This window comes from Pseudoalteromonas sp. P1-16-1b (assembly GCF_001401785.1).
In the GTDB taxonomy this organism is placed as follows: domain Bacteria; phylum Pseudomonadota; class Gammaproteobacteria; order Enterobacterales; family Alteromonadaceae; genus Pseudoalteromonas; species Pseudoalteromonas undina.
In genome coordinates this window covers 54163-79839 of the sequence record NZ_LKGQ01000006.1, presented here as the reverse complement: position 1 = coordinate 79839, position 25677 = coordinate 54163, and the positions used below count along the sequence as shown (strand labels likewise).

The 25677-nt window shown below is 38.5% G+C and carries 23 protein-coding genes; 16 read left to right on the top strand and 7 right to left on the bottom strand.

Annotated elements, in window-relative coordinates; translation table 11 throughout:
- Window positions 1-43 precede the first annotated feature (43 nt).
- The 9 genes from AN392_RS06800 (at window position 44) to AN392_RS06760 (ending at window position 9222) form a co-directional block, all read left to right on the top strand.
- Window positions 44-1123, top strand: a complete 1080-nt coding sequence (locus tag AN392_RS06800; RefSeq protein ID WP_010390429.1) for a pilus assembly protein PilM — start codon at window positions 44-46, stop codon at window positions 1121-1123.
- Window positions 1111-1683 carry a PilN domain-containing protein gene (locus AN392_RS06795; protein WP_010390430.1) on the top strand — a complete coding sequence of 191 codons (573 nt, stop codon included), beginning with the start codon at window positions 1111-1113 and terminating at the stop codon, window positions 1681-1683. The genes AN392_RS06800 and AN392_RS06795 overlap by 13 nt, the downstream gene beginning before the upstream one ends.
- Window positions 1673-2275 carry a type 4a pilus biogenesis protein PilO gene (locus AN392_RS06790; RefSeq protein WP_010390431.1) on the top strand — a complete coding sequence of 201 codons (603 nt, stop codon included), beginning with the start codon at window positions 1673-1675 and terminating at the stop codon, window positions 2273-2275. The genes AN392_RS06795 and AN392_RS06790 overlap by 11 nt, the downstream gene beginning before the upstream one ends.
- The gene (locus AN392_RS06785) at window positions 2275-2811 is read left to right on the top strand and encodes a pilus assembly protein PilP (protein WP_010390432.1); all 537 of its coding nucleotides are present in this window, start codon (window positions 2275-2277) and stop codon (window positions 2809-2811) included. Before AN392_RS06790 ends, AN392_RS06785 begins: the two co-directional genes overlap by 1 nt.
- Window positions 2798-4888 carry a type IV pilus secretin PilQ gene (locus AN392_RS06780; RefSeq protein ID WP_010390433.1) on the top strand — a complete coding sequence of 697 codons (2091 nt, stop codon included), beginning with the start codon at window positions 2798-2800 and terminating at the stop codon, window positions 4886-4888. The genes AN392_RS06785 and AN392_RS06780 overlap by 14 nt, the downstream gene beginning before the upstream one ends.
- Window positions 4889-5381: 493 nt before the next feature.
- Window positions 5382-5900 (top strand): shikimate kinase AroK, encoded by a 519-nt coding sequence (gene aroK, locus AN392_RS06775; protein ID WP_008466255.1) that lies wholly within the window; start codon window positions 5382-5384, stop codon window positions 5898-5900.
- A gap of 29 nt (window positions 5901-5929) precedes the next feature.
- On the top strand, window positions 5930-7000 hold the full coding sequence (aroB, locus tag AN392_RS06770) for a 3-dehydroquinate synthase (RefSeq protein ID WP_055012262.1): 1071 nt from the start codon (window positions 5930-5932) through the stop codon (window positions 6998-7000).
- A complete protein-coding gene (locus AN392_RS06765; RefSeq protein WP_055012261.1) occupies window positions 7001-8317 on the top strand; it encodes an AAA family ATPase in 1317 nt (438 codons plus the stop codon).
- Window positions 8318-8370: 53 nt separating this feature from the next.
- Entirely contained in the window at window positions 8371-9222 is an 852-nt protein-coding gene (locus tag AN392_RS06760) for a Dam family site-specific DNA-(adenine-N6)-methyltransferase (RefSeq protein ID WP_010390441.1), read from the top strand.
- Here the strand turns inward: AN392_RS06760 and AN392_RS06755 are convergent.
- Together AN392_RS06755 and AN392_RS06750 are read right to left on the bottom strand one after the other, a co-directional pair.
- On the bottom strand, window positions 9185-9370 hold the full coding sequence (locus AN392_RS06755) for a DUF2970 domain-containing protein (protein ID WP_041709648.1): 186 nt from the start codon (window positions 9368-9370) through the stop codon (window positions 9185-9187). The two genes, AN392_RS06760 and AN392_RS06755, sit on opposite strands and share 38 nt — an antisense overlap.
- A 3-nt stretch (window positions 9371-9373) precedes the next feature.
- Window positions 9374-9673 (bottom strand): hypothetical protein, encoded by a 300-nt coding sequence (locus tag AN392_RS06750; protein ID WP_010390444.1) that lies wholly within the window; start codon window positions 9671-9673, stop codon window positions 9374-9376.
- Between the two features lie 275 nt (window positions 9674-9948).
- On the opposite strand from AN392_RS06750, the gene rpe reads away from it, so the two are divergent.
- From rpe to trpS, 3 genes are read left to right on the top strand one after another with little or no spacing between them, the layout of a single operon-like run.
- Window positions 9949-10632 (top strand): ribulose-phosphate 3-epimerase, encoded by a 684-nt coding sequence (gene rpe / locus AN392_RS06745; protein ID WP_055012260.1) that lies wholly within the window; start codon window positions 9949-9951, stop codon window positions 10630-10632.
- A complete protein-coding gene (locus AN392_RS06740; protein ID WP_055012259.1) occupies window positions 10632-11297 on the top strand; it encodes a phosphoglycolate phosphatase in 666 nt (221 codons plus the stop codon). Before rpe ends, AN392_RS06740 begins: the two co-directional genes overlap by 1 nt.
- Before the next feature lie 33 nt (window positions 11298-11330).
- The gene (gene trpS / locus AN392_RS06735; protein ID WP_055012258.1) at window positions 11331-12335 is read left to right on the top strand and encodes a tryptophan--tRNA ligase; all 1005 of its coding nucleotides are present in this window, start codon (window positions 11331-11333) and stop codon (window positions 12333-12335) included.
- Window positions 12336-12457: 122 nt separating this feature from the next.
- Here the strand turns inward: trpS and AN392_RS06730 are convergent, their stop codons facing one another.
- The gene (locus tag AN392_RS06730) at window positions 12458-13378 is read right to left on the bottom strand and encodes a TraB/GumN family protein (RefSeq protein WP_055012257.1); all 921 of its coding nucleotides are present in this window, start codon (window positions 13376-13378) and stop codon (window positions 12458-12460) included.
- A 27-nt stretch (window positions 13379-13405) separates the two neighbouring features.
- Window positions 13406-13756, bottom strand: coding sequence for a hypothetical protein (locus AN392_RS06725; protein WP_010390454.1), 351 nt, complete (start codon window positions 13754-13756; stop codon window positions 13406-13408).
- A gap of 282 nt (window positions 13757-14038) precedes the next feature.
- Here AN392_RS06725 and AN392_RS06720 point away from each other — a divergent pair, with 282 nt between their 5' ends.
- Window positions 14039-16183: a transcriptional regulator gene (locus AN392_RS06720; protein WP_055012256.1), complete on the top strand. Its 2145-nt coding sequence runs from the start codon at window positions 14039-14041 to the stop codon at window positions 16181-16183.
- A gap of 140 nt (window positions 16184-16323) precedes the next feature.
- Here AN392_RS06720 and AN392_RS06715 read toward each other — a convergent pair whose 3' ends face one another.
- Window positions 16324-17385, bottom strand: a complete 1062-nt coding sequence (locus tag AN392_RS06715; protein WP_010390456.1) for a hypothetical protein — start codon at window positions 17383-17385, stop codon at window positions 16324-16326.
- Window positions 17386-17410: 25 nt separating this feature from the next.
- Entirely contained in the window at window positions 17411-20236 is a 2826-nt protein-coding gene (gene uvrA, locus AN392_RS06710; protein WP_010390457.1) for an excinuclease ABC subunit UvrA, read from the bottom strand.
- Window positions 20237-20399: 163 nt separating this feature from the next.
- On the opposite strand from uvrA, the gene AN392_RS06705 reads away from it, so the two are divergent.
- The 3 genes from AN392_RS06705 (at window position 20400) to AN392_RS06695 (ending at window position 24457) form a co-directional block, all read left to right on the top strand.
- Window positions 20400-21767 carry an MFS transporter gene (locus AN392_RS06705; RefSeq protein WP_010390458.1) on the top strand — a complete coding sequence of 456 codons (1368 nt, stop codon included), beginning with the start codon at window positions 20400-20402 and terminating at the stop codon, window positions 21765-21767.
- A gap of 20 nt (window positions 21768-21787) precedes the next feature.
- Window positions 21788-22465 carry a single-stranded DNA-binding protein gene (gene ssb, locus AN392_RS06700; protein WP_055012255.1) on the top strand — a complete coding sequence of 226 codons (678 nt, stop codon included), beginning with the start codon at window positions 21788-21790 and terminating at the stop codon, window positions 22463-22465.
- Window positions 22466-22810: 345 nt separating this feature from the next.
- Window positions 22811-24457, top strand: coding sequence for an EAL domain-containing protein (locus AN392_RS06695; RefSeq protein WP_055012254.1), 1647 nt, complete (start codon window positions 22811-22813; stop codon window positions 24455-24457).
- Between the two features lie 4 nt (window positions 24458-24461).
- Here AN392_RS06695 and AN392_RS06690 read toward each other — a convergent pair whose 3' ends face one another.
- Window positions 24462-25370, bottom strand: a complete 909-nt coding sequence (locus tag AN392_RS06690) for a 1-aminocyclopropane-1-carboxylate deaminase/D-cysteine desulfhydrase (RefSeq protein ID WP_055012253.1) — start codon at window positions 25368-25370, stop codon at window positions 24462-24464.
- Window positions 25371-25677 lie beyond the last annotated feature (307 nt).

The following is a 25677-nucleotide window of genomic DNA, read 5'->3' as shown; positions in this document are numbered from 1 at the left end:
ATTATAACTTGTTTATTATTAAAACAAAGGCAAAGTTTCAAACATGCTAAGTCAATTGATAAAAAAACCATCGCCTATGATGGTGGGTATTGATATAGGATCGCACTCTATCAAGGCCGTGCTTTTAAGTGAAACAGAAACTGGGCTTCGACTAGAGGCACTTGCAATTGAACCTATGCCAAAAGGCGCTATGAGCGAGCGTAACATTCAAGATATTGAAGCAATTGGCAATGTGATAACCAAGTTAAAACGAAAACTACCAAAGTCATTAAAGTCTGCTGCTGTTGCTGTCTCAGGGCAAACAGTGATTACCAAAGTCATTTTCATGGATGTTTCCTTAAGCGACGCTGAATTAGAGTCACAGATTGAGATTGAAGCCGATAGTTTGATTCCTTATCCATTAGATGAAGTCAGTTTAGATTTTGAAAAACTCTCTACTAACAGTGCCGATCCGAGCAAAATTAATGTTCTACTTTCTGCAGCGAGAACGGAAAGTGTGGAAGCGAGAGTAGGCGCACTTAGTGCTGCAAATTTAACAGCCAAAGTAGTGGATGTTGAAAGTTATGCATTAAGTCGGGCTATGGATGTTTACTATCAACAGCTCCCATCTGATGCGTTTGATAAGACCGTTGCGGTAGTTGATATAGGTGCAGTGCTTACCTTAGTCAGTGTAGTGCAATCTGGTGAAACAATTTATACCCGCGACCAAGTATTTGGTGGTGACCAATACACAAATAGTATTGTTGCTTACTACAATAAAGGCTTTGATGAGGCTGAAATTGGTAAAACAACGGGTGATTTACCTCCTAATTATACATTTGAAGTGTTAGCGCCTTTTCAAACCTCGCTATTACAGCAAGTTCGTCGTGCTGTACAAATGTTTTTAACCACAACGGGTAAAGAGCAGTTGGATTATATCGTACTGACTGGCGGTTCTGCCATGATTAAAGGTATTGATAGGTTATTAATTGAAGAATTAGGGATACATACGGTTGTTGTTGAACCATTTGATAAAATGGAAATATCACCTAGAGTAGATCGTAATATAATACAGCGCCATCGCACTCAGTTTGCAATTGCGACCGGCCTGGCGTTGAGGAGTTTTTCATCATGCCACATATAAATTTACTACCTTGGCGTGAATTACAGCGTGAGCAATCTAAAAAGAAATTTATTACATTGCTGATGGCCGTGGTTATAGTCTGCTTTGTAACTATGTATGCGCTGAGTACATTTTATAGCGGTCTAAAAGAAGGACAAATGCTAAAAAATAACTACCTCAGCTCAGAAATTACAATGCTTGATCAAAAAATTCGCGATATACGTGATTTAGACAAAAAAAAAGAAAACCTACAACAACGTATGCGTTTAATTGAAGAACTACAAAGCAGCCGAAATTTAGGCACGCAAATAATGGATGAAGTGGCAAAAATAGTGCCTGCCGGGGTTTACTTAACCAAGCTTGAGCGTAAAGGTAGTCAAATTCATGTATTAGGTAAAAGTGAGTCTAATAATCGTTTATCCACTATGCTTCGACAGGTACAAAGTTCTTATTTATTAGAGCGCCCGACAATGCAAGGTATTGTTGCAGGTGAGCAGTCTTCTCGTTTACTCAGCGATTTTAATATGGAGTTCTACGTAAAACCATTTGGCAGAATAGGTGAGGTACGTAATGAACCTTGATTTTAAGTCGTTTTCAGAAATAGATTGGAATGAAATTGAGCTTGATAATATAGGCGAGTGGCCAGTTATTGTAAAAGCAATATGCTGCTCTTTTGTTGCTTGTCTCGTATTGTTTTTTAGCTACAGCTTATTAGTGTCAGATGAGATAGAAAGCTACCATAACGCGGTTGCCAAAGAGATAGAATTACGCACAACTTATCGAACTAAATATGCAGTTGCCAGTAAGCTCGATATCTATCGTGAACAAATGGTTGAGATGGAAGATAAGTTTTCTCAGCTATTAAAACGTCTACCTACCTCAAATGAGACGCCAGGATTATTAGATGACCTTTCCTATGTGGGGACAACCAGCGGCTTAACATTTTTAAAAATTGGTTGGCTACCAGAAGTTGAAAAAGAGTTCTATACCGAACTACCCATTAAAATTGAAGTGGTAGGCACTTATCATGAGTTTGGTGAATTTGTAGGAAAAGTGGCTCAATTGCCAAGAATAGTAAGTTTACACGACTTTTCTATTTTATCATCTGGCGAAAAGCAGCTAACATTTAGTGTAGTAGCAAAAACTTATCGTTATGAAGAGGGAGTAAGATGATGAAGCAACTTCCCTTTTTAACTGTCGCAATATTGTTGCTCAGTGGCTGTAATGAAGATACATCTGAGCAAAAAGAATTTATTGATCAGGTTAAGGCAAACACTACTGCACGTGTAGAAAAAATACCTGAGTTAGTTAAATTTGAGCACTTTGAATATAACGCCAAAGATATACGTAGCCCTTTTGTAGCACCAGAACCAGAAATTATACAAAATAAGCTAACACAAGTTAAAAACTGTCTTCACCCAGACCCAGAACGTGTTCGTCAACCTCTGGAGAAGTACCCATTAGATAATTTATCAATGAAGGGCACAATAGGATCGAACGGCAAGACATGGGCGCTCATTACAGCTGCTGATAACACCTTACACCGAGTATCCATAGGGAGCTATTTAGGTACCTATGATGGAAAAGTAAGCAGTGTTAATAGTGACTATATTGAATTAGTAGAATTAATCCCTGATGGGTCAGGTTGTTGGAAAGAACGTTTGACCAAATTAGAAATGTTAGAGGCGGCAACTAATGGCGCAAATTAATAAGAAAAATGGTATTCCCTATATGCACAAAGCTGAGTGTTCGCATCACCGTATTTTAACGACGTTGCTATTTGTATTTTTATTACTAATTACGAAAACAGTCAGTGCAGCCCCTTTACTCTATGATGTTCGATATAATCCATTACTTAAAGGTGAAACCGAATTACAGCTAGTATTTGATGAAGAGTTACAGCAACAACCTGAGGTACAAGTTTTTAATAGTCCGGCACGTATAGAGTTATTATTTAATGCTGTTGAACTAGATGAAGGGTTGGCAAATATTGCTATTAACCAAGCAGGAATAAGTAACATCAGTAGCATGATGACCAGCGCGGGTTTAAAGGTAACCATTAATTTGGAGCGATTAAAAATATATGAAACTGAGGTAAACAACAATTTAGTTTCAATAAGAATATCTGATAATCCCCTAACAGAGCAAATGGTAACAACAAGTGAAGATACACCTGCTTATACCTCTAATTATATTAATGGCATTCAAGCAATTGATTTTCGCCGCGGTGAAAAAGGTGAAGCAAAAGTACTTGTTTACCTGCAAGATACACAGGCTGCTATTGAGGTTCATGAAAGTGGCGGGAAAATCATTGCAGAGTTTCATCATACCGATATTTTAGATGACTTATTGTATGAATTAGACGTACTCGACTTTGGTACTGTAGTGAGCAGTATAGAAACGTTTAAGGAAGATAATCTGACACGCATTGTAATTGAACCTAATAAAGCTTTTGCTTACACGTATCAGCAAATCGAAAATATTTTTACCTTAACGGTTGAGAAAGACGAGACTCAAAATGGATTTTTAGATGGAGGCAAAGAATACTTAGGCCGCCCTATGACGCTTAATTTTCAGGATATCTCTGTTCGCGCTGTGTTACAGATTATTGCGGGCTACAATGATTTTAACTTGGTAACAAGTGACTCAGTAACTGGCAATATTACCCTTCGCTTAGATGGGGTCCCTTGGGATCAGGCGTTAGACGTCGTGCTAAGAATAAAAGGCTTAGACAAACGTATGGATGGTTCTATATTAATGGTGGCGCCATCTGAAGAGCTTGCTGCCCGTGAAGCAAAAGAGTTAAAAGCGAAGCAACAAGTTGAAGATTTAGAGCCACTATATAGTGAATACATCCGTTTAAATTACGCCAAAGCAGAAGATTTTGCCGACTTATTAAAAACAGATACCAATAGTATTATTACAGCGAGAGGCAGTGTGTCTGTTGATCAACGTACTAATACGCTATTAATGAAAGACACAGCAAAAAGCATTGAAAGTGTTCGCCGCATGGTCGAAACCTTAGATATACCGGTCAAACAAGTGGTTATTGAAGCGCGTATGGTAACCGTTCGTGATAATGTAACCGAAGACTTAGGCGTTCGTTGGGGCTTCAGTGATCAACAAGGCTCTGATGGTGTTTCTGGTACATTAGAAGGCGCTGAAACGATTTCTAATGGAAATATTCCTAGCCTTTCAGATCGACTCAACGTTAATTTACCTGTCGCAAATCCATCGGCAAGTATTGGTATGCATATAGCTAAACTAGCTAATGGAACGTTAATTGATTTAGAATTAACTGCGCTCGAAGAAGAAAACAAGGGTGAAATCATTGCTAGTCCGCGTATCACCGCTGCTAACCAGCAAAAAGCGCGTATTGAGCAAGGTACTGAGATCCCCTATGTTGAATCTGCTTCAAGTGGCGCAACAACTGTAAGCTTTAAAAAGGCAGTGTTGAGCCTAGAGGTAACACCTCACATCACACCAGACAACAAAGTTATTTTAAACTTAATAATTACTCAAGATACCCGTGGTGATACTGTTCAAACAGGAACTGGTCCTGCTGTTGCTATTGATACGCAACAAATTGAGACTCAAGTTCTCGTTGAGAATGGACAAACGGTAGTGTTGGGTGGTATTTTCCAACAGCAAATTATTAATTCGACCAAAAAAGTACCTTTATTGGGCGACCTTCCTTACGTAGGAAGACTATTTAAAAGCACAAGCGAGTTTAATGAAAAGCGCGAACTGCTGATTTTTGTCACACCTAAAATTCAAATAGACTAATTACCTAACCTGAGTGCTGCTTGAGACAGATTGACTCTTCAGGGCTTTGGTTACTCAAACTATCTAGGCTGAACGACAAACTAGATGGAATTGGTATTTAGTTATGTTGGTGTGAACACTCCCTGTAAATGTACAATTAGGCAGTATATAATTTTATATTGTGTACTGTACTGCGGATGCATTTTAAGACTACGTTTATGTTGTTTGTGACTGAGTTTTTTTGAAATTACTATACAAAAGCACTTACTAAGTAACACGTAGTAACCTTTAATTGCATAAATTTTAACCCTAGAAGATAAACTTGCCTATAATAAGGTGCTTTTTTGTTAACCAATGGGTAATTATTTAGTTTAATTGCTCGTTATATGGCTTTTTATCCTAATTGACTTGAAATACCCGACCGATTACTGAGATAATCCCTTTCTTAATTTTGGGGCCAGGTCGTTAGGCGGGGTTTTATTTCAAATTTTAGAGTTCGTTTGTACTAAAAGATATGGCTGAGAAACGTAATATATTTCTAGTTGGCCCCATGGGGGCTGGCAAAAGCACGATTGGTCGTCACATCGCTGACCAATTACACCTTGAATTTGTTGATTCTGATCAAGAAATCGAACGTCGCACGGGCGCAGATATTGCCTGGGTATTCGATCTTGAAGGTGAAGAAGGCTTTAGACTTCGTGAAGAATCTGTTATTGGTGACTTAACCGAGATGCAAGGTATTGTTCTTGCTACTGGTGGTGGCTCAGTAATGAGTAAAGAAGTTCGAAACAAGCTTTCGGCTCGCGGTATTGTTGTATACCTAGAGACACCGATTGAAAAGCAAGTTGCACGTACGCAACGCGACAAGCGTCGCCCATTACTGCAAACAGAAGAAGCACCTCGTGATGTACTTGAGCGCTTAGCAGAAGAGCGTGAACCATTATATAAAGAAGTAGCTGATTTTGTTGTACGCACTGATGAGCAGAGCGCGAAAGTTGTTGCTAACCAAATAATCGAGAAATTGGATTTTTAAAAGCCAGTATTAAAAAGGACTAACCCAGCATGCTTGAATTAACTGTTAATTTAGACGAGCGAAGTTATCCTATTTATATTGGTCAATCTGCACTTCAAGATACAGGCCGTCTAATCCATCATATTGGTGATTGTCGGCCTATCATCATTACTAATGACACTATTGCACCGCTCTATCTTCAGCAGTTGCTTGACTCATTAGCACAGCTAAACCCACTTCATTTTATTATTCCAGATGGCGAGCAATATAAATCGCTTACCTGGTTTGAAAAAATATCAGCATTCTTACTTGAAAATAATTGCGGTCGTGACACCTGCTTAATTGCATTAGGTGGTGGCGTAGTTGGTGACTTAACTGGTTTTGTTGCTGCCTGTTATCAGCGCGGTGTGCCTTTTATCCAAATTCCTACCACGTTATTATCTCAAGTCGATTCTTCAGTTGGTGGCAAAACAGCAGTAAATCACCCGTTAGGTAAAAATATGATAGGGGCTTTTTATCAACCCCAGGCTGTGTTTATAGATACGCGTTCTCTACATACTTTACCTACCCGAGAGTTTGCTGCAGGCATGGCTGAAGTTATTAAATATGGCCTAATTTACGACACTGAGTTGTTTGCTTTTTTAGAGCGAAATATCGCTCAATTACAACAGTTAGATGAAGCCTGTTTACAGCATATTATTTTTAGATGCTGTGAAATTAAAGCGCTTATCGTTGCACAAGATGAGAAAGAGCAAGGCTTGCGTGCGCTGTTAAATTTAGGGCACACGTTTGCCCATGCTATAGAAGCGCAAATGGGGTACGGCGTGTGGTTACATGGTGAAGCTGTGGCTACAGGTATGGTGCTTGCTGCCAAGCTTGCTCATACTCGTAACGACTTAACACAGCAAGATGTAGAGCGTATTACCACATTAATAGCAGCGTATAATTTACCAATCGAAACCCCTAGCGATATGACTAGTGAGCAATTTTTACTGCATATGCGCAAAGATAAAAAGAATAAAAAAGGGACTATCCGATTTATTTTACCCACCAAATTTGGTCAGTGTGCATTAGTTGATGATGTATCTGATGATCAAGTTAGAGCGTTGATCGAGCAATAAATGCAGTCACAAATTTTACCAAGCCGTGCGGCTTTGGTGGATAGAATCGCATTACAATTTGAATATGGTCAAAACCTAATTGTTTTATTGGGTACTTCTGGTCTAGGTAAAAGCTATTTGCTTGAAACCTTCATTACTGATAAATATAACGATTTTAATAAAGCATTTGTGCAAGTAAGCGCACAGATGACTGATGTGCAGTTAATGACTCAGTTATTAGAGCAAAGTTTTAATGCACCTTTAATTGATCACAACCTAAGCTTATCGCAAAACTATTATCAATTAGCGCAACAGCAACAATGTGGGGCGTGTTTGTGGGTTATTGATGGCGGCAGACACCTATCTGAAGAGCTAATCGCGGAGCTTGAGCTACTATCAAAAAATGCACCTAATGTACTTTATATTATGATTGCATCGCAGTCTAAACTACCCTTTAAAGATGCAGTAAATATACATTTAGAGCCATTAAATATAGTTGAAAGTAAGCAGCTTATGGGGTGGTATTTTACGAGCTTACCTTATGATGAAGATCCTGTCTTTCAAACCTTTTTAGTTGAAGCTCAAGGTAACCCGAGTCTGTTGTTAGCCTGGCAGCCAAGCGAGCAGGTTGCTGATATTGTCGTTAAAGATAAGGTGTCTTGGCGCTTACAGCTGCTCACATTATTATTGATAATTATGCTGTTGATTATTGGTCTTGTGTACAAAGCCGATATGACCCAGTGGTGGGAAAATGCTAATCGTCAAATTGATGAGCAAGTGCTATCAACCGCCATTACAACTGAGCAAGCTATTGAAAATAAACCACAGCAACTTATACCACCTGTAAGTAGTGAGCCGTCAGCGGCTGTCATTCAAAAGCCCACTCAAGACTCCACCAATAATAATGTTCCAGCGATTGTCGAGAGCTTAACGGAATCAACGATTGTTGTTGAGCAGGAAAAGCCGGAATTAAAACCCGTTGAAGAAAAACCGATTACTAAACCTGCACAAACAAAGTCGCAAAACCAAATAGTAAAAATACCCAGTAATTGGTACTTACAACAACCTGAGGATAATTTTGTTATTCAGCTCTTAGCCGTAACTCAGCAGCAGGTAGGTAATGAGTTTATTGCTAAACATAAGCTAAAAAGTATTACTAATACATACCAAACTAAACGAAATGGTAAAATATGGTGGGTAGTAACTACAGGTAGTTTTGCTAACTTAAATGAGGCAAAGCAAGCACTGCAAAGGCTTCCTGCAGGGGTTAGAAAAAATAAACCTTTCTATAAAAAAATTAGTAAAATAAAACAAGAAATTGCACGAGTTGATCAGTAAACTCAGTAACTTTAGTGTAAAATCGCGCAACACCGAATTGAAGTAAAGAGCCAATGCAGCAAAAGAGTAGAGCCTTCCTTAAGTGGGCTGGCGGAAAATACAGCCTCGTTGAAGATATTAACGCGCGACTAAATCAAGCAAGTAAGCATGCAGATACTTTGGTTGAACCTTTTGTTGGTGCGGGCTCAGTGTTTTTAAATAGCAATTTTAAACACTATGTACTTAACGATATTAATGCTGATTTAATCAATTTATATAAAGAGCTCAAGCGTTCGCCTGATGAGTTTATTAGTGATGCCAAAAAGCTTTTTGTTGATTTAAACAACCACTCAGATGCGTATTATGATTATCGCGTGCAGTTTAATCAAAGCAGCGATGTATATGAGCGAGCCATCTTATTTTTATATATGAACCGCCATGGTTATAACGGATTATGCCGCTATAACTTAAAGGGCATTTTTAATGTGCCTTTTGGTAAATATAAAAAGCCTTATTTTCCTGAAAAAGAAATGTACTTTTTTGCTAGCAAAGCGCAACAGGCTACATTTACTTGCCTAGGGTATGATGATGTATTCAAACTGGTGCCTAATAATGCAGTGATCTATTGCGATCCGCCTTATGTGCCATTAAGTAAAACGGCATCCTTTACTTCGTATGCAAAAGGTGGGTTTAATTTGGATGACCAGGCTAATTTAGCGAACTTAGCTGAGCAAGCGGCATTTGAGAATAATACGCCGGTCCTTATTTCAAATCACGATACGGTATGGACACGCAAAATTTACAGCCAAGCTTCTTTGGATAAAATTCAGGTTAAACGCACGATTAGCCCAAAAGGCGGTTCACGAAATAAAGTCGATGAGCTAATGGCTATGTACTTAGCACCGAAGTCACGGTTGCGTAAATAGCCAACACAAATAATACAAAAAGTACCACGGCAATAGCTATTAAAGTAATAGGGGAGTGGTGTTTAAAGTCTGTTTGACGTTTATCTTCGGATTGCACACCAAAAAATGCAGCTAGCACACTTTGTAACGCGCTTAAAAAGTGCTGCATTAATTAAAATAATGGTTTGATTGAAGAGGGTTTGTGATTGTCATCAGTACCTGTTAATAACTCTAGGAAGTCTAGATAATGGAACTGTGCACTGCGGCTATCGCCGGTTAACCAAGAAGCCCATGAGGAATCTTCTTCAATTTGAATACAGCGGTTTACGCTATGATTGATAGCGTTAGTTTGCTCTTTATGAAAACAAGTGTTGGCAGAGCTTAATTCTTGCTCCGTATTTGAAGAAAGCGACGCTGCTCCAATAATGACACTTACCGACGTGATTAATAATCCAATTTTAAAAGCACGCATAATATAAACCTAATAATTTAGTTCTTCGCGAAGCATAACAAAAATCGCTTAAATAATACACTTTATTTTTAGTTATATTCACAGCTAATCATACCGCAGAATTTTTTATAAGCATGTTTTATCCTTCTTAGCTCACGCAGCTTAACTGTTGTTATAGTTAAAGACAGTTTGTCATTGGTGTTGCTATCTTAGCGCTATTTTTTAAAGGTGTTACTTGGGTAACATCGTTAATTAAGTTACATTAACGCCATAAATTATTCATTAATGGATTAGCGATGCTCAACTGTGAACAAAAATACTTAATAGCGCCCTCAATATTATCTGCAGATTTTGCACGCCTTGGTGAAGATGTCGACAAAGTGTTAGCTGCAGGAGCTGATGTTGTCCATTTTGATGTAATGGATAACCATTATGTCCCTAACTTAACAATAGGCCCAATGGTGTGCAAAGCACTTCGCGATTATGGGATTAAAGCCCCTATTGATGTTCATTTAATGGTAAAACCGGTAGATAGCTTAATTCCACAATTTGCCGAGGCGGGTGCATCAATTATTACTTTTCATCCAGAAGCCAGTGAGCATGTTGACCGTACTTTGCAATTGATAAAAGATCAAGGCTGTCAGGCTGGCTTAGTGTTCAACCCTGCAACAAGTTTAAGTTACCTCGATCACGTGATGGATAAAGTAGATGTGATCTTATTAATGTCAGTAAATCCTGGGTTTGGTGGGCAAAGTTTTATTCCACAAACACTTGAGAAACTGCGAGAGGCAAAGCAACGCATTATTGATTCAGGGCGTGATATTCGTTTAGAAGTTGATGGCGGTATTAAAGTAGATAACATAGCTGCAGCGGCTGAAGCGGGGGCTGACATGTTTGTTGCAGGCTCTGCTATTTTTAATCAGCCTAACTATAAAAGCGTAATTGATGAAATGCGCCAACAATTAGAAAGTATTAAATAATGAAATATGATGCTGCACTATTTGACTTAGACGGCACGCTAGTTGATAGCGTGTATGACTTATATATGGCCTTAAATCTTACGCTAAGTGATTTAGCGTTTCCCATAGTTAGTCAGCGATTAGTTGAAAGCTGGGTAGGTAATGGCATAGAGGTGTTAGTAAAGCGAGCTCTATGCGGTGATATGCAAATTAGTGAACACCTCGATGAGGCTTTAAGCGAACGAGCTATCAACCTGTTTTATCAACATTACAGTGAGCAGGTTGGTGAATACAGCGTATTATATCAGCATGTTGAAACTGGACTCGCAGCCCTTAGTGGTATGCCCAAAGCACTTATTACCAATAAGGCACGCCGCTTTACTGAACTACTTTTAGATAAACTGGCTATTCGCAGTCATTTTGAAGTAATTGTTTGCGGTGACGACATGGCAAAAAAACCGTCACCTGAGCCACTCTTATTTGCTTGTAATGCATTGAATATTTCGCCTGATAAAGCGATTATGATCGGTGATTCAAAGAGTGACATACTGGCAGCACAAGCCGCTAATATTGATGTGATAGCCCTTACATACGGGTATCATCAAGGAGAGCAGCTAGGGGATTATAATCCGCAGTACCTATGCGATAACTTCTTAGCTATAATACCGACACTAACGCAGCGTTAAGCATTTTTAATTAAGTAAAAATAAAGGAAAATCATGAGTAAACCAGTAGTATTAAGTGGCATGCAGCCAACCGGTGGTATGACAATAGGCAACTATGTTGGCGCTATTAACCAGTGGGTTAAGCTACAGGAAGAATATGATAGCTACTTTATGCTTGCAGACTTGCATGCAATTACCGTACGCCAAGACCCTGAGTTATTGCGTGGTCGTGTACTCGATGGCGTTGCTTTATATACGGCGTGTGGCATTAACCCAGAAAAAGCGGCATTATTTGTTCAATCTCAGGTACCTGAGCATGCACAACTTGGTTGGGTATTAAACTGTTATGCGCAAATGGGTGAGCTTAATCGCATGACCCAGTTTAAAGATAAGTCGGCAACGCATGCTAATAATATTAATGTTGGGTTATTTGCTTACCCAGCTTTGCAAGCGGCTGATATTTTACTATACCAAGCAGATAAAGTGCCTGTTGGCGAAGATCAAAAGCAGCACCTTGAGTTAACGCGTGATATTGCTAATCGTTTTAATAATGTATACGGCGAGATTTTTACGTTGCCAGAACCTTATATTCCTGAGTTTGGTGCGCGAGTAATGAGCCTACAAGATCCACTGAAAAAAATGTCTAAGTCTGATGAAAACCCAAATGGCTTTATTATGATGTTAGACGAGCCTAAAAAGATTGAGAAAAAGCTTAAAAAAGCGGTTACCGACTCAGACGAACAAGCACGCATTTATTTTGATCGAAGTGAAAAACCAGGCGTTTCTAACTTACTTACCTTATTAAGTGTTGCAACTAAGCGTCCAATCGAAGAGTTAGTACCTGAATACGAAGATAAAATGTATGGCCACTTGAAAAAAGACACCGCAGCAGCTGTCGTGAGCATGATAGAGCCAATTCAGGCTCGCTTTAAAGAAATACGTGAAGACCAAACGTTATTAAATGACATTATGAAAATGGGTGCAGAGAAAGCCAGTGCCCGTGCTGAGAAAACATTAAAAGCAGTTTATGATGCGGTTGGGTTTATTCCACGCCCATAAGCCTGTTTTTTTGCAGATACAAAAATGCCGCTAATTTAGCGGCATTTTTTATATTACGCTGATTAACATTAAAAAGCTAAATATAGACAAAAGTAACAATGCTTGCTTGTCTGTTTTATCCATTACTCGGCCTTAACGGTTGTTTTGAACGTTGGATTGTTAATATCAACTAAAGATACTTGGTAGCCTTTATTTTCAAGTAATGTCAGTAAGCTACCTTCTCCGGCTAGGTGGCCTGCTCCCACGAGAACAAATTCACTTTTATCGTTATTAAACATTTGCTCTACTTTAACTAGCCAGTTATTGTTTCTATCAGTCATTAATTGTTTATAAGTTGCAGGATCATTTTTTTGCATCGTTTCAAGTGCTACTGTGTAGAGCGATTGCGTATCACCTTTACGCCAAGCTGAGAGTAATTTTTTAAACGTCACACCGTAATTATCAAACCCAGCTAAATTATTTTTGATAAAGTCATTTTCGCTACCTTCACCCATAGTCTTAAATAACTCTAACTGAAACGCCATAGTCTCTAAGTATTGTTGTTCCTTATTATCTAATGTCGCTTTTTTAGTAAAGTAAGCGTCAACGCCTTCACCCATTAAATTTTGTTTTTGCAGCTCCATCGACATCAGCACAATACTAACCATTGCAGGACGAAAGTTATCTAATTTAGTTAGGTTTGCACCAAATTCAGCCAGCTTTTTTTCTAATGCTAACTTTACCTCTGGAGTTAGCTTTTGGCTCAATGTTTCATTATTTTCATAAGATAGTGCGCTCAACATTTTCATTTGTGCTTGTGCATCGCTAGGATCAGGTATTGGTGCTTCTAATACAATCGTATCTGCTTGCTTATAGGCGTAGTTAAACTCCACTGGTAGAGGCATCTCTGACTTAGGTAAAATGTGTACTGTGCCGCCAATAAATAATGAGTCATTTCCTTTACTTACTTGCCACACTGAACTTTGTGCTTGTACAGTCGTTGCTAATAAGCAGCCGCTCAATAATACGGTTGCTGAAAGAACTTTTTTAGTAAATGTATTCATAACACTTCCTTAATGTAATTTTATTTATTATTGATTGGTTAAAATAGTGCTTATATAAGTTGTTAGTGACGACGTTATTTTTGAAAGGTTACTATCAATTTTTGAGTTCATCTTGTTGATGGACGATTCAAAGTCGGTTGCAATTTGGTTCTCTATACTAGTAAATAATGTTTCAGTGTTTACTTCATGCTTGATGAGTGAGTCAGTGTTGGTAGCATAAATTATTTGATTGCTATTGATGACTATTTCACCCGCTGCACATTGATCTGAATTGGTTAGTAGCGTGTTGTTTTTACTTTCTGTAGCGACTGCAGAGGCTGTACTAAATACTGTTGCTAATAAAATTACGGGTAATACTTTTTTAGTTGCGTTATTCATAATGAAACCTTTTTTATGTTTAAAAGTCAGCTTAATTACTATTAAAAAGTCGTGTTTAGTAAGCTGCTTGTTGATGACGTTTTAAAGAATATCGCTAAATTTATCTAGAGTCGCTTATCTAGTTGTGAGTGATTTATTTATAAGGTTTTTATTTTTTTTGTTGTTTTAAATTAGAGAGTTAATCACAAACCTTATCTGTGAATATAAGGTTTTAAATTAACCTAGCTATATTAAAAAGTGTACCTGTGGTAGGGTTGTTGAAAAATAAAAATATGTAAAACTATGAATTATCAAATCGGACCTTGGCAATTTATTAGTAATCGCTGTGTGATTACTTCAAACAATATGGAAAGGGAATTAGACCCACTTTTAGTAAAGCTATTACTGCACTTTATAAATAAGCCTCAACACATTGTTTCTCGACAAGAGCTTATTGAAAGTGTGTGGCAACAGAGCTTTGTTGATGATAATGCGATTAACCGTGCAATCTCAGAGTTAAGAAAGCAGCTTGCCCACCCAACTGAAAAAGCACCGCTTTTAAAAACTCATTACCGTAAAGGTTACAGTCTAACCGTAATACCAGAGCGTTTAACGCAAACAAGCGTTTTTGAAGAGCCTGCAAACTTTTTGCCTGACTCACCGGATTTTTTTGCCAAAAATGAAGAGGTAGTGACTGCAACTACTTCTCAACCGGTTCAAAGAACGAATAGTAAAAAGTTTTTGATCTATTCTTTAGTCGTCATTATTTGTCTGTGCTTTTTAGTATGGTTAGGGTTGTTTTTTATTAATGCACCTTCTAGCGAAAAGATTAAACAGATCACGGTTAATAAGGTAGCAAGCACGTGGAATATAGGTAGTGAAGTTCACCCTGAATTATCCTCAGATAAACAATATTTAGCTTACACCAATATAGAACCTGAAAATGACGTAATGCATGCATTTGTAAAGCGACTATCTGATCAAAGGGAAGTTGAAATTACCTATCCTGGCTTTCAGGTATCTATTTTATCGTGGCAATTAAATCAGCACTCAGTGTTATTACAAGCTACCAATTTAAAACAACAAAAGTGTGAAATGGTACTCGTTGATCTAAGCCAGTTTCCTGTTATAGGGGAGGCTACCTCTATTAAAAAGTGTGACTTTAGATACACAGGTTATGCGCAAGTAGACGAAAGTGGTGAGCATATTTATTACACCGAATATAAAAATGAGCATGATGGTTCAGGCTTATATAAATTTGATTTAGAACTTAAAAAAGAGTTTATAGTGATCCCACCGCCAGGTGTAATGTACGGCGCGATCATGCCGCGTTTATCTCAATCTGGTAATAAAATAGCGTATATACTTAGTCAAAAGGGTAAGCCTTTTTCTGTATTTAGTTACGACTTTGAAACCCACGAAACCAAGCGCTTATTTAAAGCAAAGAAAAGTATAATTAGCTTCGCGTTTGACTGGCTTGCAGACGATAAAGGCATAATAGTATTTGAAGGAACACAGCTTTCAACCATTATATTTGATGAAAAAAACACTGTTAAAAATACACTAACAGTAACCCCAAATATAACTCCTTATTATATAGCAGTGCACTCTGCCAATAGTCTTTTTTATTCAGAGAATAAAACCCAATCATACTCGCTAATTAAAGTAACAGACCCTTTTGGCGATACACCTAAATATGAAACGCTCTATAAAAGTGATAAAGACGACTACAACATTATTGAAATAGTTAATAAAGAAGGGCCTGCGCATGTTTTTGTATCTGAGCGTTCTGGCAGCAGTCAATTATGGCTCTCTCAAAATGGTTTTACAAAGCAACTCAGCTTTTTTAATTATGATGATGCCCCTTCGACTTTTGCATTAGGAATGCTCAGAGCTTCTCCCAATAAGCAGCGCATAATGTTCATAAAAAATAAAAGCTTTTTATTTTATGACGTAAACACTCAAAAAATTTATCCATTAGAAGAATTTAATAAACATGAAATAGTAAGCTATATTTGGTCAAAAAATAACGAAAGCATTATTTATATTAAGCGCCTTGGTACAAAAAATATATTGGCAGAGTTTAATTTACTAACTCGTGATACTCATGTAATAGAAGGAATAAAAGCGAATAAACTCATTTCAGATAGTAAAGGTAACGGCTACGTAACCAACGATAATCAGTTAATTCGCTTATCCGATAGGCAAAGCTGGGAATTACCTAAAAATGCCAAAAAGTCAGTTGCATATGGGATCAGTAAAGACTATTTCTATTATTCAGATTCTATTTCAAGAATCGCTAGACTAAATTTACAAGATCAAACCATACAAGATACACACGTGGACTTTCGACCTATTGGTTTTGAGGTAAACGAAAGCAATGAAATATTATTTACGGGATCTAAGTATAAAGATATGCAAATAGTACAAATTAGTTGGGGCGAATAGCGCTATTCATTATGCAGAGAGAGCCAGTGCCCGTGCTGAGAAAACATTAAAAGCAGTTTATGATGCGGTTGGGTTTATTCCGCGCTCATAAGCCTGTGTTTTTATCTGCAAAAATGCCGCTAATTTAGCGGCATTTTATTTTAATGTTTCATGGCTGAAATACCGGCAGATTCACAGGCTCTAACTATAAATTGATAGCCATAAGGCATACTTTGATCAGGCGTTATTTCAACAATTTCGTAATCATTGAGCTCAATTGACTTACTCTCTTTTGACTTTTTACAGCGAGAGTAGCTATCTGCTTCATAACTATAGGCAAACATAGCGATTAAGCGTTTACTGCGCTCAAAGTAGCCTTTAGTATCTAAAAACTGCTTAACTGTCTGGGTATTATCGTCTTCGCCTTCTAAGCGAATACCAAATGTTTTTGTCTGAGTTTTGTCATTGTCTGAAGAGGGAAGTTTTTTTTCTATCTGTTCACTTAACTCTTCTATTGCTTGTTCCTGTTCTGCGGGTGACTTATTTGCAATAGACTTACTATTTTCAAAATTATTTACTATGTCGTTTAATACTTTTTCAGGCGGTTTGTCATCAATGAACGCGATTAAACTTACAAACACCACAGTAGCTAAAAAAAAGCGCGTAAATGCAGTGAGAAGCGGCGAATAGCTTTGACTGATAAATTTAATACGATCAGAGCCAAAGGGTTTTATAAGCAGTAAAACGATGATGTAAAATGGCAAAATAAGCTGTAAGCCGAGTAAGGTTGCTAGGGTTATCCCCAGTGTCCAAGGCGGTAAATATAATAAAGTGGCAAAGTTGTGGGTGTAGTTAAAATGATTAGCTGATACTTGCGTTACTTCATTCACTATACCGCTTGCACCTGCTAGAACAAAGTTAGCAATACTGGCATAAAATACCAAAATAAGTGCTTTGCCAGCGAGTGAATTCCAGAGCTGATTAAACTTGGGCCAAAACTCTACGATTAGTGCAACAATGGTGATGCTGGCGCACAACCAGGTTAACTTAAAAATAGCTAAACTTATAAGTGCAAGAAGGTAAAGCTTTTGCGCGGTGTTAAGGTTAAACCATATGCTTTTTATATGACTCAGCAGTTTAATTTGGTGTGGTTGCCAGCTTTTTTGCTGTTGCTTAAACTGTTTATTAGCACGCCATTTTGCAACTTTTAAATACCTTAACACCGGCTTTCCTCAAAGTGTATTACCGCTATTTATTTAATAGCGGTTTTAAGTAGTGCCCAGTATGTGAGCGCTGACATTCCGCCACTTCTTCTGGTGTGCCTGCAATCAGTATTTCACCGCCGCCAGCACCACCTTCAGGGCCTAAATCAACGATCCAATCGGCAGTTTTTATTACATCTAAATTATGCTCAATTACTACAATGGTATTGCCATGATCGCGTAGGCGATGAAGCACCACTAATAACTGTTCAATATCAGCAAAATGAAGTCCCGTGGTTGGCTCATCAAGAATGTACAAGGTTTTTCCAGTATCACGCTTAGAAAGCTCACGTGCTAACTTAATTCGCTGTGCTTCACCACCAGAAAGTGTTGTAGCGGCTTGGCCTAAACGGATATAAGAGAGTCCAACATCCATTAGGGTTTTAAGTTTACGTGCTATAGCCGGTATTTTATCAAAGTAGTCATGGGCATCTTCAACGGTCATGTCGAGCACTTGGTTGATGTTTTTGCCTTTATATTGTACTTCTAAGGTTTCGCGATTATAACGTTTACCCTTACATACATCACACGGTACATATACGTCTGGTAAAAAGTGCATTTCTACTTTGATAACGCCATCACCTTGGCACGCCTCACAACGCCCACCTTTAACATTAAAGCTAAAGCGACCCACTTTGTAACCGCGTGAACGGGCTTCTTGAGTACCCGCAAACAGCTCACGAATACCAGTGAAAATACCAGTATAAGTGGCAGGGTTTGAACGCGGTGTGCGGCCAATAGGACTTTGGTCAATATCAATTACTTTATCAAAGTGCTCAAGTCCTGCAATTGACCCATAAGGAGCTGCTTCTGCAGTAGTTGCGCCGTTGAGTTCTGTGTGAGCAAGTTTAAATAAGGTATCGTTAATGAGCGTTGATTTACCCGAACCAGATACGCCGGTAATACAGGTCATTAAGCCAAAAGGTATTTTTAAATCAACATTTTTTAAGTTATTACCCGTTGCGCCAAACAGTTCTAACCATTTCTCGTTAGTAGCATGGCGCTCTTTAGGTACTTCTATTTTTCGCACGCCCGATAAAAACTGGCCGGTAACCGAGTCTTTGCTTGCTAAAATATCATCGCGTGTACCTTGAGCAATAACATGGCCGCCATGTACGCCAGCACCTGGGCCAATATCAATAATATGATCAGCGGCACGAATGGCGTCTTCATCGTGTTCTACAACAATGACGGTGTTACCCAAATCGCGTAAATGAACTAAAGTCTTTAATAAACGGTCGTTATCACGTTGGTGCAAACCAATTGAAGGTTCATCCAGTACATACATAACACCCACTAACCCAGCACCAATTTGACTCGCTAAGCGAATACGCTGTGCCTCACCGCCTGAAAGTGTGTCGGCGCTGCGCTCAAGTGATAAGTAATTTAGACCTACATTTATTAAGAACGATAGGCGATCGCGAATTTCTTTTAGAATTTTTTCGGCGATTTGGCCTTTTTGCCCAGTTAAATGCAAACCTTCAAAAAAGCTCATCGCCTCACCAATACTCATATGCGTAATGGTTGGCAAGTTAGTTTGACCAATAAATACATTGCGTGCTTCTTGGCGCAAACGTGAGCCTTTACAACTAGGGCAGGCTTGGCTGGTTTGATATTTGGCTAGTTCTTCACGCACTGAGTTTGACTCAGTTTCACGGTAGCGGCGGTTCATATTGTTTAACACGCCTTCAAATACATGATTACGTGTAATTAAATCACCGCGGTCATTACGATAATTAAATGCAATTTTAGTATCACCAGAGCCATCTAAAATAATTTTTTTATGTTCTTTTGCAAGCTCTTGATAAGGAACATCTAAATCAAAATCGTAATGCTGTGCAACTGCTTGCAACATTTGATAATAGTAAAAGCTGCGTTTATCCCAGCCTTTAATTGCACCGCCAGCTAAACTTATTTCAGGGTTATGAACCACGCGATTAGGGTCAAAGTATTGTCTTACGCCTAAACCATCACAGCTTTGACAAGCTCCTGCAGGGTTATTGAACGAAAATAAACGCGGTTCAAGTTCGGTCATCGCATAGCCACAGGTTGGGCAAGCAAAATTTGCTGAAAACAGCATTTCTTCAGCACTGCTATCGTCCATAAAAGCAATGTTGGCAACGCCGCCTGACATTTCTAGTGCCGTTTCGAATGATTCCGCAAGACGTTGTTGCTGGCCGTCTTTGACTTTAAAGCGATCCACCACGACTTCAATAGTATGCTTTTTATGTAAATCAAGCGGTGGTGGATCGGATAAGTCGCATACTTCACCATCTATACGAGCGCGAATGTAACCTTGACTGGCAAGCTGTTCTAATAGTTTTACATGCTCACCTTTACGGTCTTTAACAACAGGAGCAAGTAGCATTAACTTAGTGCCTTCAGGCAGCGCTAATGCGGTATCGACCATTTGACTAATTGTTTGCGCTGCTAAAGGAAGATCATGAGTTGGACAGCGAGGTTCGCCAACCCGTGCAAACATTAAACGCAGGTAATCGTAGATTTCAGTAATGGTTCCCACGGTTGAACGGGGATTATGCGAGGTTGATTTTTGTTCAATGGAAATAGCAGGGGAAAGGCCTTCAATATGATCTACGTCAGGTTTTTCCATTAATGACAAAAACTGCCTTGCATAAGCAGAGAGTGATTCAACATACCGGCGTTGCCCTTCTGCATATAGCGTATCAAATGCAAGTGATGACTTTCCTGAACCAGATAAGCCAGTGATAACAATTAGTTTATCACGTGGGATGGTTAGGCTGATGTCTTTTAAATTGTGCGTGCGGGCGCCTCGGACTTCAATGTTTTCCATGCTATCTCGTTTATTGCCAAAATTATTTGTTCAGTATCGCATAATACGCTGCAATATTAATCCTTGATCATTGAAAAAATCCTTAGTTATAGACGATTAATTATTGCCAAGCTTGTGATAGAATCCTTGCCTAATTTTTTCACACAGTAAGATCACGCAAATAATGACCGCATCTTCACTTAATTCACGAGAGAAACGCGCCGCCGTATCGTTAGCGAGTGTGTTTGCATTTAGAATGCTTGGCTTGTTTATGCTGATGCCTGTTTTAGCTATTTATGGTCAATCGCTTGAAGGCTTTTCACCTATATGGATAGGTTTTGCAATTGGTGCGTATGGTTTAACGCAGGCCGTATTACAAATCCCAATGGGAAGACTATCCGATAAAATTGGCCGTAAAAAAGTGATTGTAGGTGGTTTACTTGTATTTGCTTTAGGCTCAGTGATTGCTGCTTTGGCCGAGTCTATACAAATGGTGACGGTAGGACGTGCCTTACAAGGTATGGGTGCTATCGCCAGCGCACTTTTAGCGTTTGCATCAGACTTAAGCCGTGACGAACAACGACCAAAAGTCATGGCAGTGATTGGCATGAGCATCGGTATGAGCTTCGCCTTCGCTATGCTACTTGGGCCAATTGTGGCAGCTTCATGGGGTATAGCCGGAGTGTTTTGGTTAACTGCTATACTGGCTGTATTAGGAATTTTTATTGTCACTATGCTGGTGCCTAGTGCAATAAATAAAGCCCCTAAAGGCGATACACTTGCCAGCTTTAGTGACATTAAAAAGCTAATTAAACATCCGCAGCTTGCGCGTCTAAATGCAGGTGTATTATTGCTGCATTTAACATTGACGACTATTTTTGTAGTATTGCCAAGTCAACTAATTAAAGATGGACTTGTGGCTGAAAACCATTGGCAGCTTTATATCCCGGTTTTATTTTTAGCGTTTTTTTTGATGGTGCCGGTAATGATAGTGGCAATTAAAAAAGAGAAAGAAAAACAAGCCTTTATTAGTTCAGTGATGGTCTTAATAGTCAGTATGTTAAGTATGTCGATATGGGCCAATAGCGTTGTTGGCATTGCGGTTTGTATGCTGTTATATTTTGTTGCTTTTAACTTTTTAGAAGCCACTATGCCGGCTCTTGTGTCTCGTATTGCGCCTGCAAGCCAAAAGGGCTCCGCTATGGGTGGGTATTCATCTAGCCAGTTCTTAGGTGCTTTTTTAGGCGGTATGTTGGGTGGGTATGTAGCACAAACCACCAGTACGCAAGCTGTGTTTGCGGCGGCGGCACTTGTTGGGGTAATATGGCTTATTATTGCGTGGAAAATGCAAGTCCCACCGAAAAGCAAAGTTATTAGTTTAATGACCCAATTAGATTCTGAAGAGCAGGCACAAACACTAGCTTCTCAGTTAGTTGCTTTACCCGGCGTAATAGAAGCAACCGTAGTTCGCGATGAAAGTCGAAGCTACTTAAAGATTAATGATAAAGAATTTGACCTAGACCAAGCCCGAAGAGTGGCTGGTTTAATCTAACGTTTATAGGAGATGGTTCCATGGCACGCGGTGTGAACAAAGTAATTTTGGTTGGTAATTTAGGGCAAGATCCTGAAGTTCGTTACATGCCTAATGGTAATGGTGTAGCAAATATTACCTTAGCAACTTCAGACAGCTATAAAGATAAAAACACTGGCCAAATGGTTGATAAAACTGAGTGGCACCGTGTGGTATTTTTTGGCAAATTAGCTGAAATTGTAGGCGAATACTGCCGCAAGGGTTCACAAATTTACGTAGAAGGTAAGCTTCAAACTCGTAAATGGACTGACCAACAGGGCCAAGAAAAATACACCACAGAAATTGTTGTTGATGGTTTTACAGGTCAAATGCAAATGTTAGGTGCACGCGGTGGCGACCAACAAAGCGGTGGCTATCAAGGTAACCAAGGTGGTCAACAAAGTGGCGGTTATCAAGGTAACCAAGGTGGTCAACAAAGTGGCGGTTATCAAGGTAACCAAGGCGGACAGCAAAGCGGTAGCTATGGTCAAAATAACCAAGGCCAGAATAGTCAGCAAGGCAGTTATGCTCCACAGCAACAAGGTGGCTTTGCACCTCAGCAAAATAATGCACCACAACAGCAAGGCGGGTTTGCTCCTAAGCCGCAAAATGCACCGCAAGGTGGCGCATCAAACCCTATGGAACCAACAATCGACTTTGATGACGATATTCCGTTTTAGCCAAAGACAAAGATAAAAATGTTTAAAAAAGAGCCCTGAGTAATCAGGGCTTTTTTATTGAGACTAGTTTCCATACCTTTCGCTTATCTTTAAATGAGTGAATAATCCTCATTTAAAATTTATACATTGTTTTAAGGTTTACAAAGCATAGTAACGTCAATCTGTTTAATTTGTAACAAACCTCCCACCTGTGCCAATAAGATGCAGCGATTACTTATGACTAAATATAATGTTTATAAACATTAAGTATTAATAATAAAACAGCTACTAAACTTTTATGATTGGCTTGTGCAATTGCAAATAGTAGACAACACTTTAATAACTTATTTAATGAGCGGGTAAGTTATGAAAGCCAGTCAGTCTCAGTTTACCAATTACGCTAGTGCCTTATTTTACGCTCTGTGTTTTATGCTATTTGTTATTTTTAATAGTGGTTTAAATTTAGTTTTACAATATCAAAATAAGCAAACAGGTATAGAACTCGCTAAGCAATTACAGCAGCCACTAGTGAATAAGCAACAACTTTTAACAAATACACCTTTTACCCTAGCTCCAGATAAAGTTTCTGTTTATGTTAAGCAGCAAAAGCAATACTTCAGCTCTAATTCAAAAGGGGTTTTGTTATATTCATGGCCTCTTTGGTATGCCTACAGTGACCTATTTATAATAATGAATGTGTTTATTTTGGTCATAATTTTTGCTGTTAGGCGCGCTATATTACTCAAAACGAGAGTAAATAACTCAATGGTATTAAAGCGTAACCAAAGCGATGGCTATAAAAAAGTGTGTTATACGCCTAAAACAATGCCTTCACTATCGGTATTAAAGACAGCAGCCAAGGAGCAGAAAACAATTGGCTATAATATATTTGCACTCATTCAATGCGAATGTCATTTTGATATAAATACGGACTTACAAGCGACTCTTAAAGTATTACTAGCAAAAGATTTTACCAATACGGCTGTAATATCCGTTAAGTTATTAACAGCGGGTAATTTTGCTTTTACTCTCAAAGGGGTTAGTGCGATTGAGAGAGCAAATTGTGCTAAACATTTACATCAATGCATGCTTAACGCAGCCTATATTTTAGCCCCTAGAGTGGCTGACGAGAGTATAAAGTTAGGTGTGTGTACTTACTACTCGAATGCTGATCAGGTAATGGTGTATCAGCTTGCCAGATCGTCACTCACACTATCAATGCAAAGTAGAGTGAAGCATTATCATCAATTGGCACTCAATTGCAGTCACCTTAAGGTGGCTGATGAAAATTTGGTCAAGCAGGGAATTGAAAAGCAAAAATTAGCGATTTTATTTCAACCTGTATACGAGTTGGATAGTGGCATTATTATTAAACATCATGTTTTAATTAAAAGTAGCGATAAGACAAATAAACAACTATTTAATCAAGATTATATAAGTCAGTTTTACAATGAGGGTGAGGCGCTATTACTAGACCAAGCAGTTGTTATGCAAGTTAAAAAACTGCTGTTAATAGAAAAGTCATCGTCTGTTATTAGTATTAAATTGCATCCTAAAAGTTGGTTTAATAGTGAGTTTTGGGTTTGGCTAAGTAAACATATGAGTGAATTGAAAAGCGTGCATACGTTACAGTTTTTGATAAATGAGGCTGATTTCTTAAATAACCAAGATCGATTGCAAGCTGCTTTTTCGGCCATAACAGCGCTCAACTTTAATATCGTTATAGATGAAGTTAGAAGTAGTAAAAGTATATTTAACTTCACCCATAATAAGCAAATCGTGGGGCTTAATTTGGCCTATGAACTTGTTCATGGAATAGATCATAATTATTTCCAGCAGAAATCTGTCAGGGGAATTGTGCATATTGGCAAATTATTGAGTCTGCCGGTGGTGGCCTCAAGTGTAGAAACGTATCAGGAACTGCAATTTTTAAAAGCGATAGGTGTTAGTACTGCACAAGGGGGGTATTTTTCTGGATTATTACCCGACTTCACTCAAGTTGCATTTCATTAGCTAATTAAACAAGTCCACGATATTTTAGCCCGTCTAAACCTTGCAGCCCACCTGTATGAATTGCAATAATTTTGCTGCCAGAGGGAAAGTAGTCGTTGTTAATGAGCTGCCAAAGTGCATACATCATTTTACCGCTGTAAATAGGCTCAAGTGGTAACTGATATTGTTGCAACATATATTGGCAAAACTGCCACAGTTCAGAGGTAAAACGACCATATCCGCCATCATGAAATTGTGTAAGTAATTGCCAATTACTTTGTGATTTAGCTCTAGGGCTAAGGGCTCGTATTTCGTCTCTCAGGTAGTCGGCTTGCTTTAAAACGGCAATACCTAGTAGGGTGCTTTTATTTGAGCTGCCCTCTATTAAGCCCGCCAATGTTCCACCACTGCCAGTAGGACAGATTAAGTAGTCGTGCTCAGGTAAACTTTGGGCGAGTTCTTTACATCCCTCTAAAGCAAATTCGTTAGTGCCTCCTTCAGGCAGAATATACGCATTGGGAAATCGAGCCTGTAATGCCGATAAGTATGCTTTATCATTTCGTTGTCGGTATTCTAATCGATTAACTACATGTAATTGCATGCCACATTGCTTTGCAAATTTTAACGTTGGATTATTGAGGTCAAGTTCAGGTCCGCGCACAATTGCGTGAGTTACTAGGTTAAATTCTTTTCCTGCGGCTGCACACGCGTGAATATGATTCGAAAAAGCGCCACCAAAGGTCAGTAACTCTGTTTTGCCTTGTTGTTGCATGCGAGCTAAATTGTATTTGAGCTTACGCCATTTATTACCACTAATAACAGGGTGCAATAAATCATCACGCTTAATGTTTAACGTAATGTTTTTTTCTGCTAGCAATTTGTTACTAATTGGTTGTAAATAACTATGTTCATTAATATTGAATGGTATTGGCATTATCACTCTTTTTTATTAGTTACATGGTGAATGTGCTGGTTAATAGCGTTATTTTGACTTAAATTTTATTACTTAAGCAAATTAAAAAATATGAATACGCCGTTAAATTGGTATCTTTTGGGCGTAAATGGCAGATAAATATCGATGTTGTTAAATAAATTAGCTATTTAGTACAAATGAAACGGTTATTTACTGGCATGAAACGGGATAATAGTTGTAAACTGAGATAATAAATGAACAAAGCTTGTGTTTTGTGCTTCAAGTACATAGCATAAGGTTTTATTATAAAAAATAATAATAACCAAAT

Bases quoted from the DNA above. Each gene is read 5' to 3' on its own strand.
- AN392_RS06800 (WP_010390429.1), top strand. From the start codon at position 44: ATGCTAAGTCAATTGATAAAAAAACCATCGCCTATGATGGTGGGTATT.
- AN392_RS06795 (WP_010390430.1), top strand. From the start codon at position 1,111: ATGCCACATATAAATTTACTACCTTGGCGTGAATTACAGCGTGAGCAA.
- AN392_RS06790 (WP_010390431.1), top strand. From the start codon at position 1,673: ATGAACCTTGATTTTAAGTCGTTTTCAGAAATAGATTGGAATGAAATT.
- AN392_RS06785 (WP_010390432.1), top strand. From the start codon at position 2,275: ATGAAGCAACTTCCCTTTTTAACTGTCGCAATATTGTTGCTCAGTGGC.
- AN392_RS06780 (WP_010390433.1), top strand. From the start codon at position 2,798: ATGGCGCAAATTAATAAGAAAAATGGTATTCCCTATATGCACAAAGCT.
- aroK (WP_008466255.1), top strand. From the start codon at position 5,382: ATGGCTGAGAAACGTAATATATTTCTAGTTGGCCCCATGGGGGCTGGC.
- aroB (WP_055012262.1), top strand. From the start codon at position 5,930: ATGCTTGAATTAACTGTTAATTTAGACGAGCGAAGTTATCCTATTTAT.
- AN392_RS06765 (WP_055012261.1), top strand. From the start codon at position 7,001: ATGCAGTCACAAATTTTACCAAGCCGTGCGGCTTTGGTGGATAGAATC.
- AN392_RS06760 (WP_010390441.1), top strand. From the start codon at position 8,371: ATGCAGCAAAAGAGTAGAGCCTTCCTTAAGTGGGCTGGCGGAAAATAC.
- AN392_RS06755 (WP_041709648.1), bottom strand. From the start codon at position 9,370: ATGCAGCACTTTTTAAGCGCGTTACAAAGTGTGCTAGCTGCATTTTTT.
- AN392_RS06750 (WP_010390444.1), bottom strand. From the start codon at position 9,673: ATGCGTGCTTTTAAAATTGGATTATTAATCACGTCGGTAAGTGTCATT.
- rpe (WP_055012260.1), top strand. From the start codon at position 9,949: ATGCTCAACTGTGAACAAAAATACTTAATAGCGCCCTCAATATTATCT.
- AN392_RS06740 (WP_055012259.1), top strand. From the start codon at position 10,632: ATGAAATATGATGCTGCACTATTTGACTTAGACGGCACGCTAGTTGAT.
- trpS (WP_055012258.1), top strand. From the start codon at position 11,331: ATGAGTAAACCAGTAGTATTAAGTGGCATGCAGCCAACCGGTGGTATG.
- AN392_RS06730 (WP_055012257.1), bottom strand. From the start codon at position 13,378: ATGAATACATTTACTAAAAAAGTTCTTTCAGCAACCGTATTATTGAGC.
- AN392_RS06725 (WP_010390454.1), bottom strand. From the start codon at position 13,756: ATGAATAACGCAACTAAAAAAGTATTACCCGTAATTTTATTAGCAACA.
- AN392_RS06720 (WP_055012256.1), top strand. From the start codon at position 14,039: ATGAATTATCAAATCGGACCTTGGCAATTTATTAGTAATCGCTGTGTG.
- uvrA (WP_010390457.1), bottom strand. From the start codon at position 20,236: ATGGAAAACATTGAAGTCCGAGGCGCCCGCACGCACAATTTAAAAGAC.
- AN392_RS06705 (WP_010390458.1), top strand. From the start codon at position 20,400: ATGACCGCATCTTCACTTAATTCACGAGAGAAACGCGCCGCCGTATCG.
- ssb (WP_055012255.1), top strand. From the start codon at position 21,788: ATGGCACGCGGTGTGAACAAAGTAATTTTGGTTGGTAATTTAGGGCAA.
- AN392_RS06695 (WP_055012254.1), top strand. From the start codon at position 22,811: ATGAAAGCCAGTCAGTCTCAGTTTACCAATTACGCTAGTGCCTTATTT.
- AN392_RS06690 (WP_055012253.1), bottom strand. From the start codon at position 25,370: ATGCCAATACCATTCAATATTAATGAACATAGTTATTTACAACCAATT.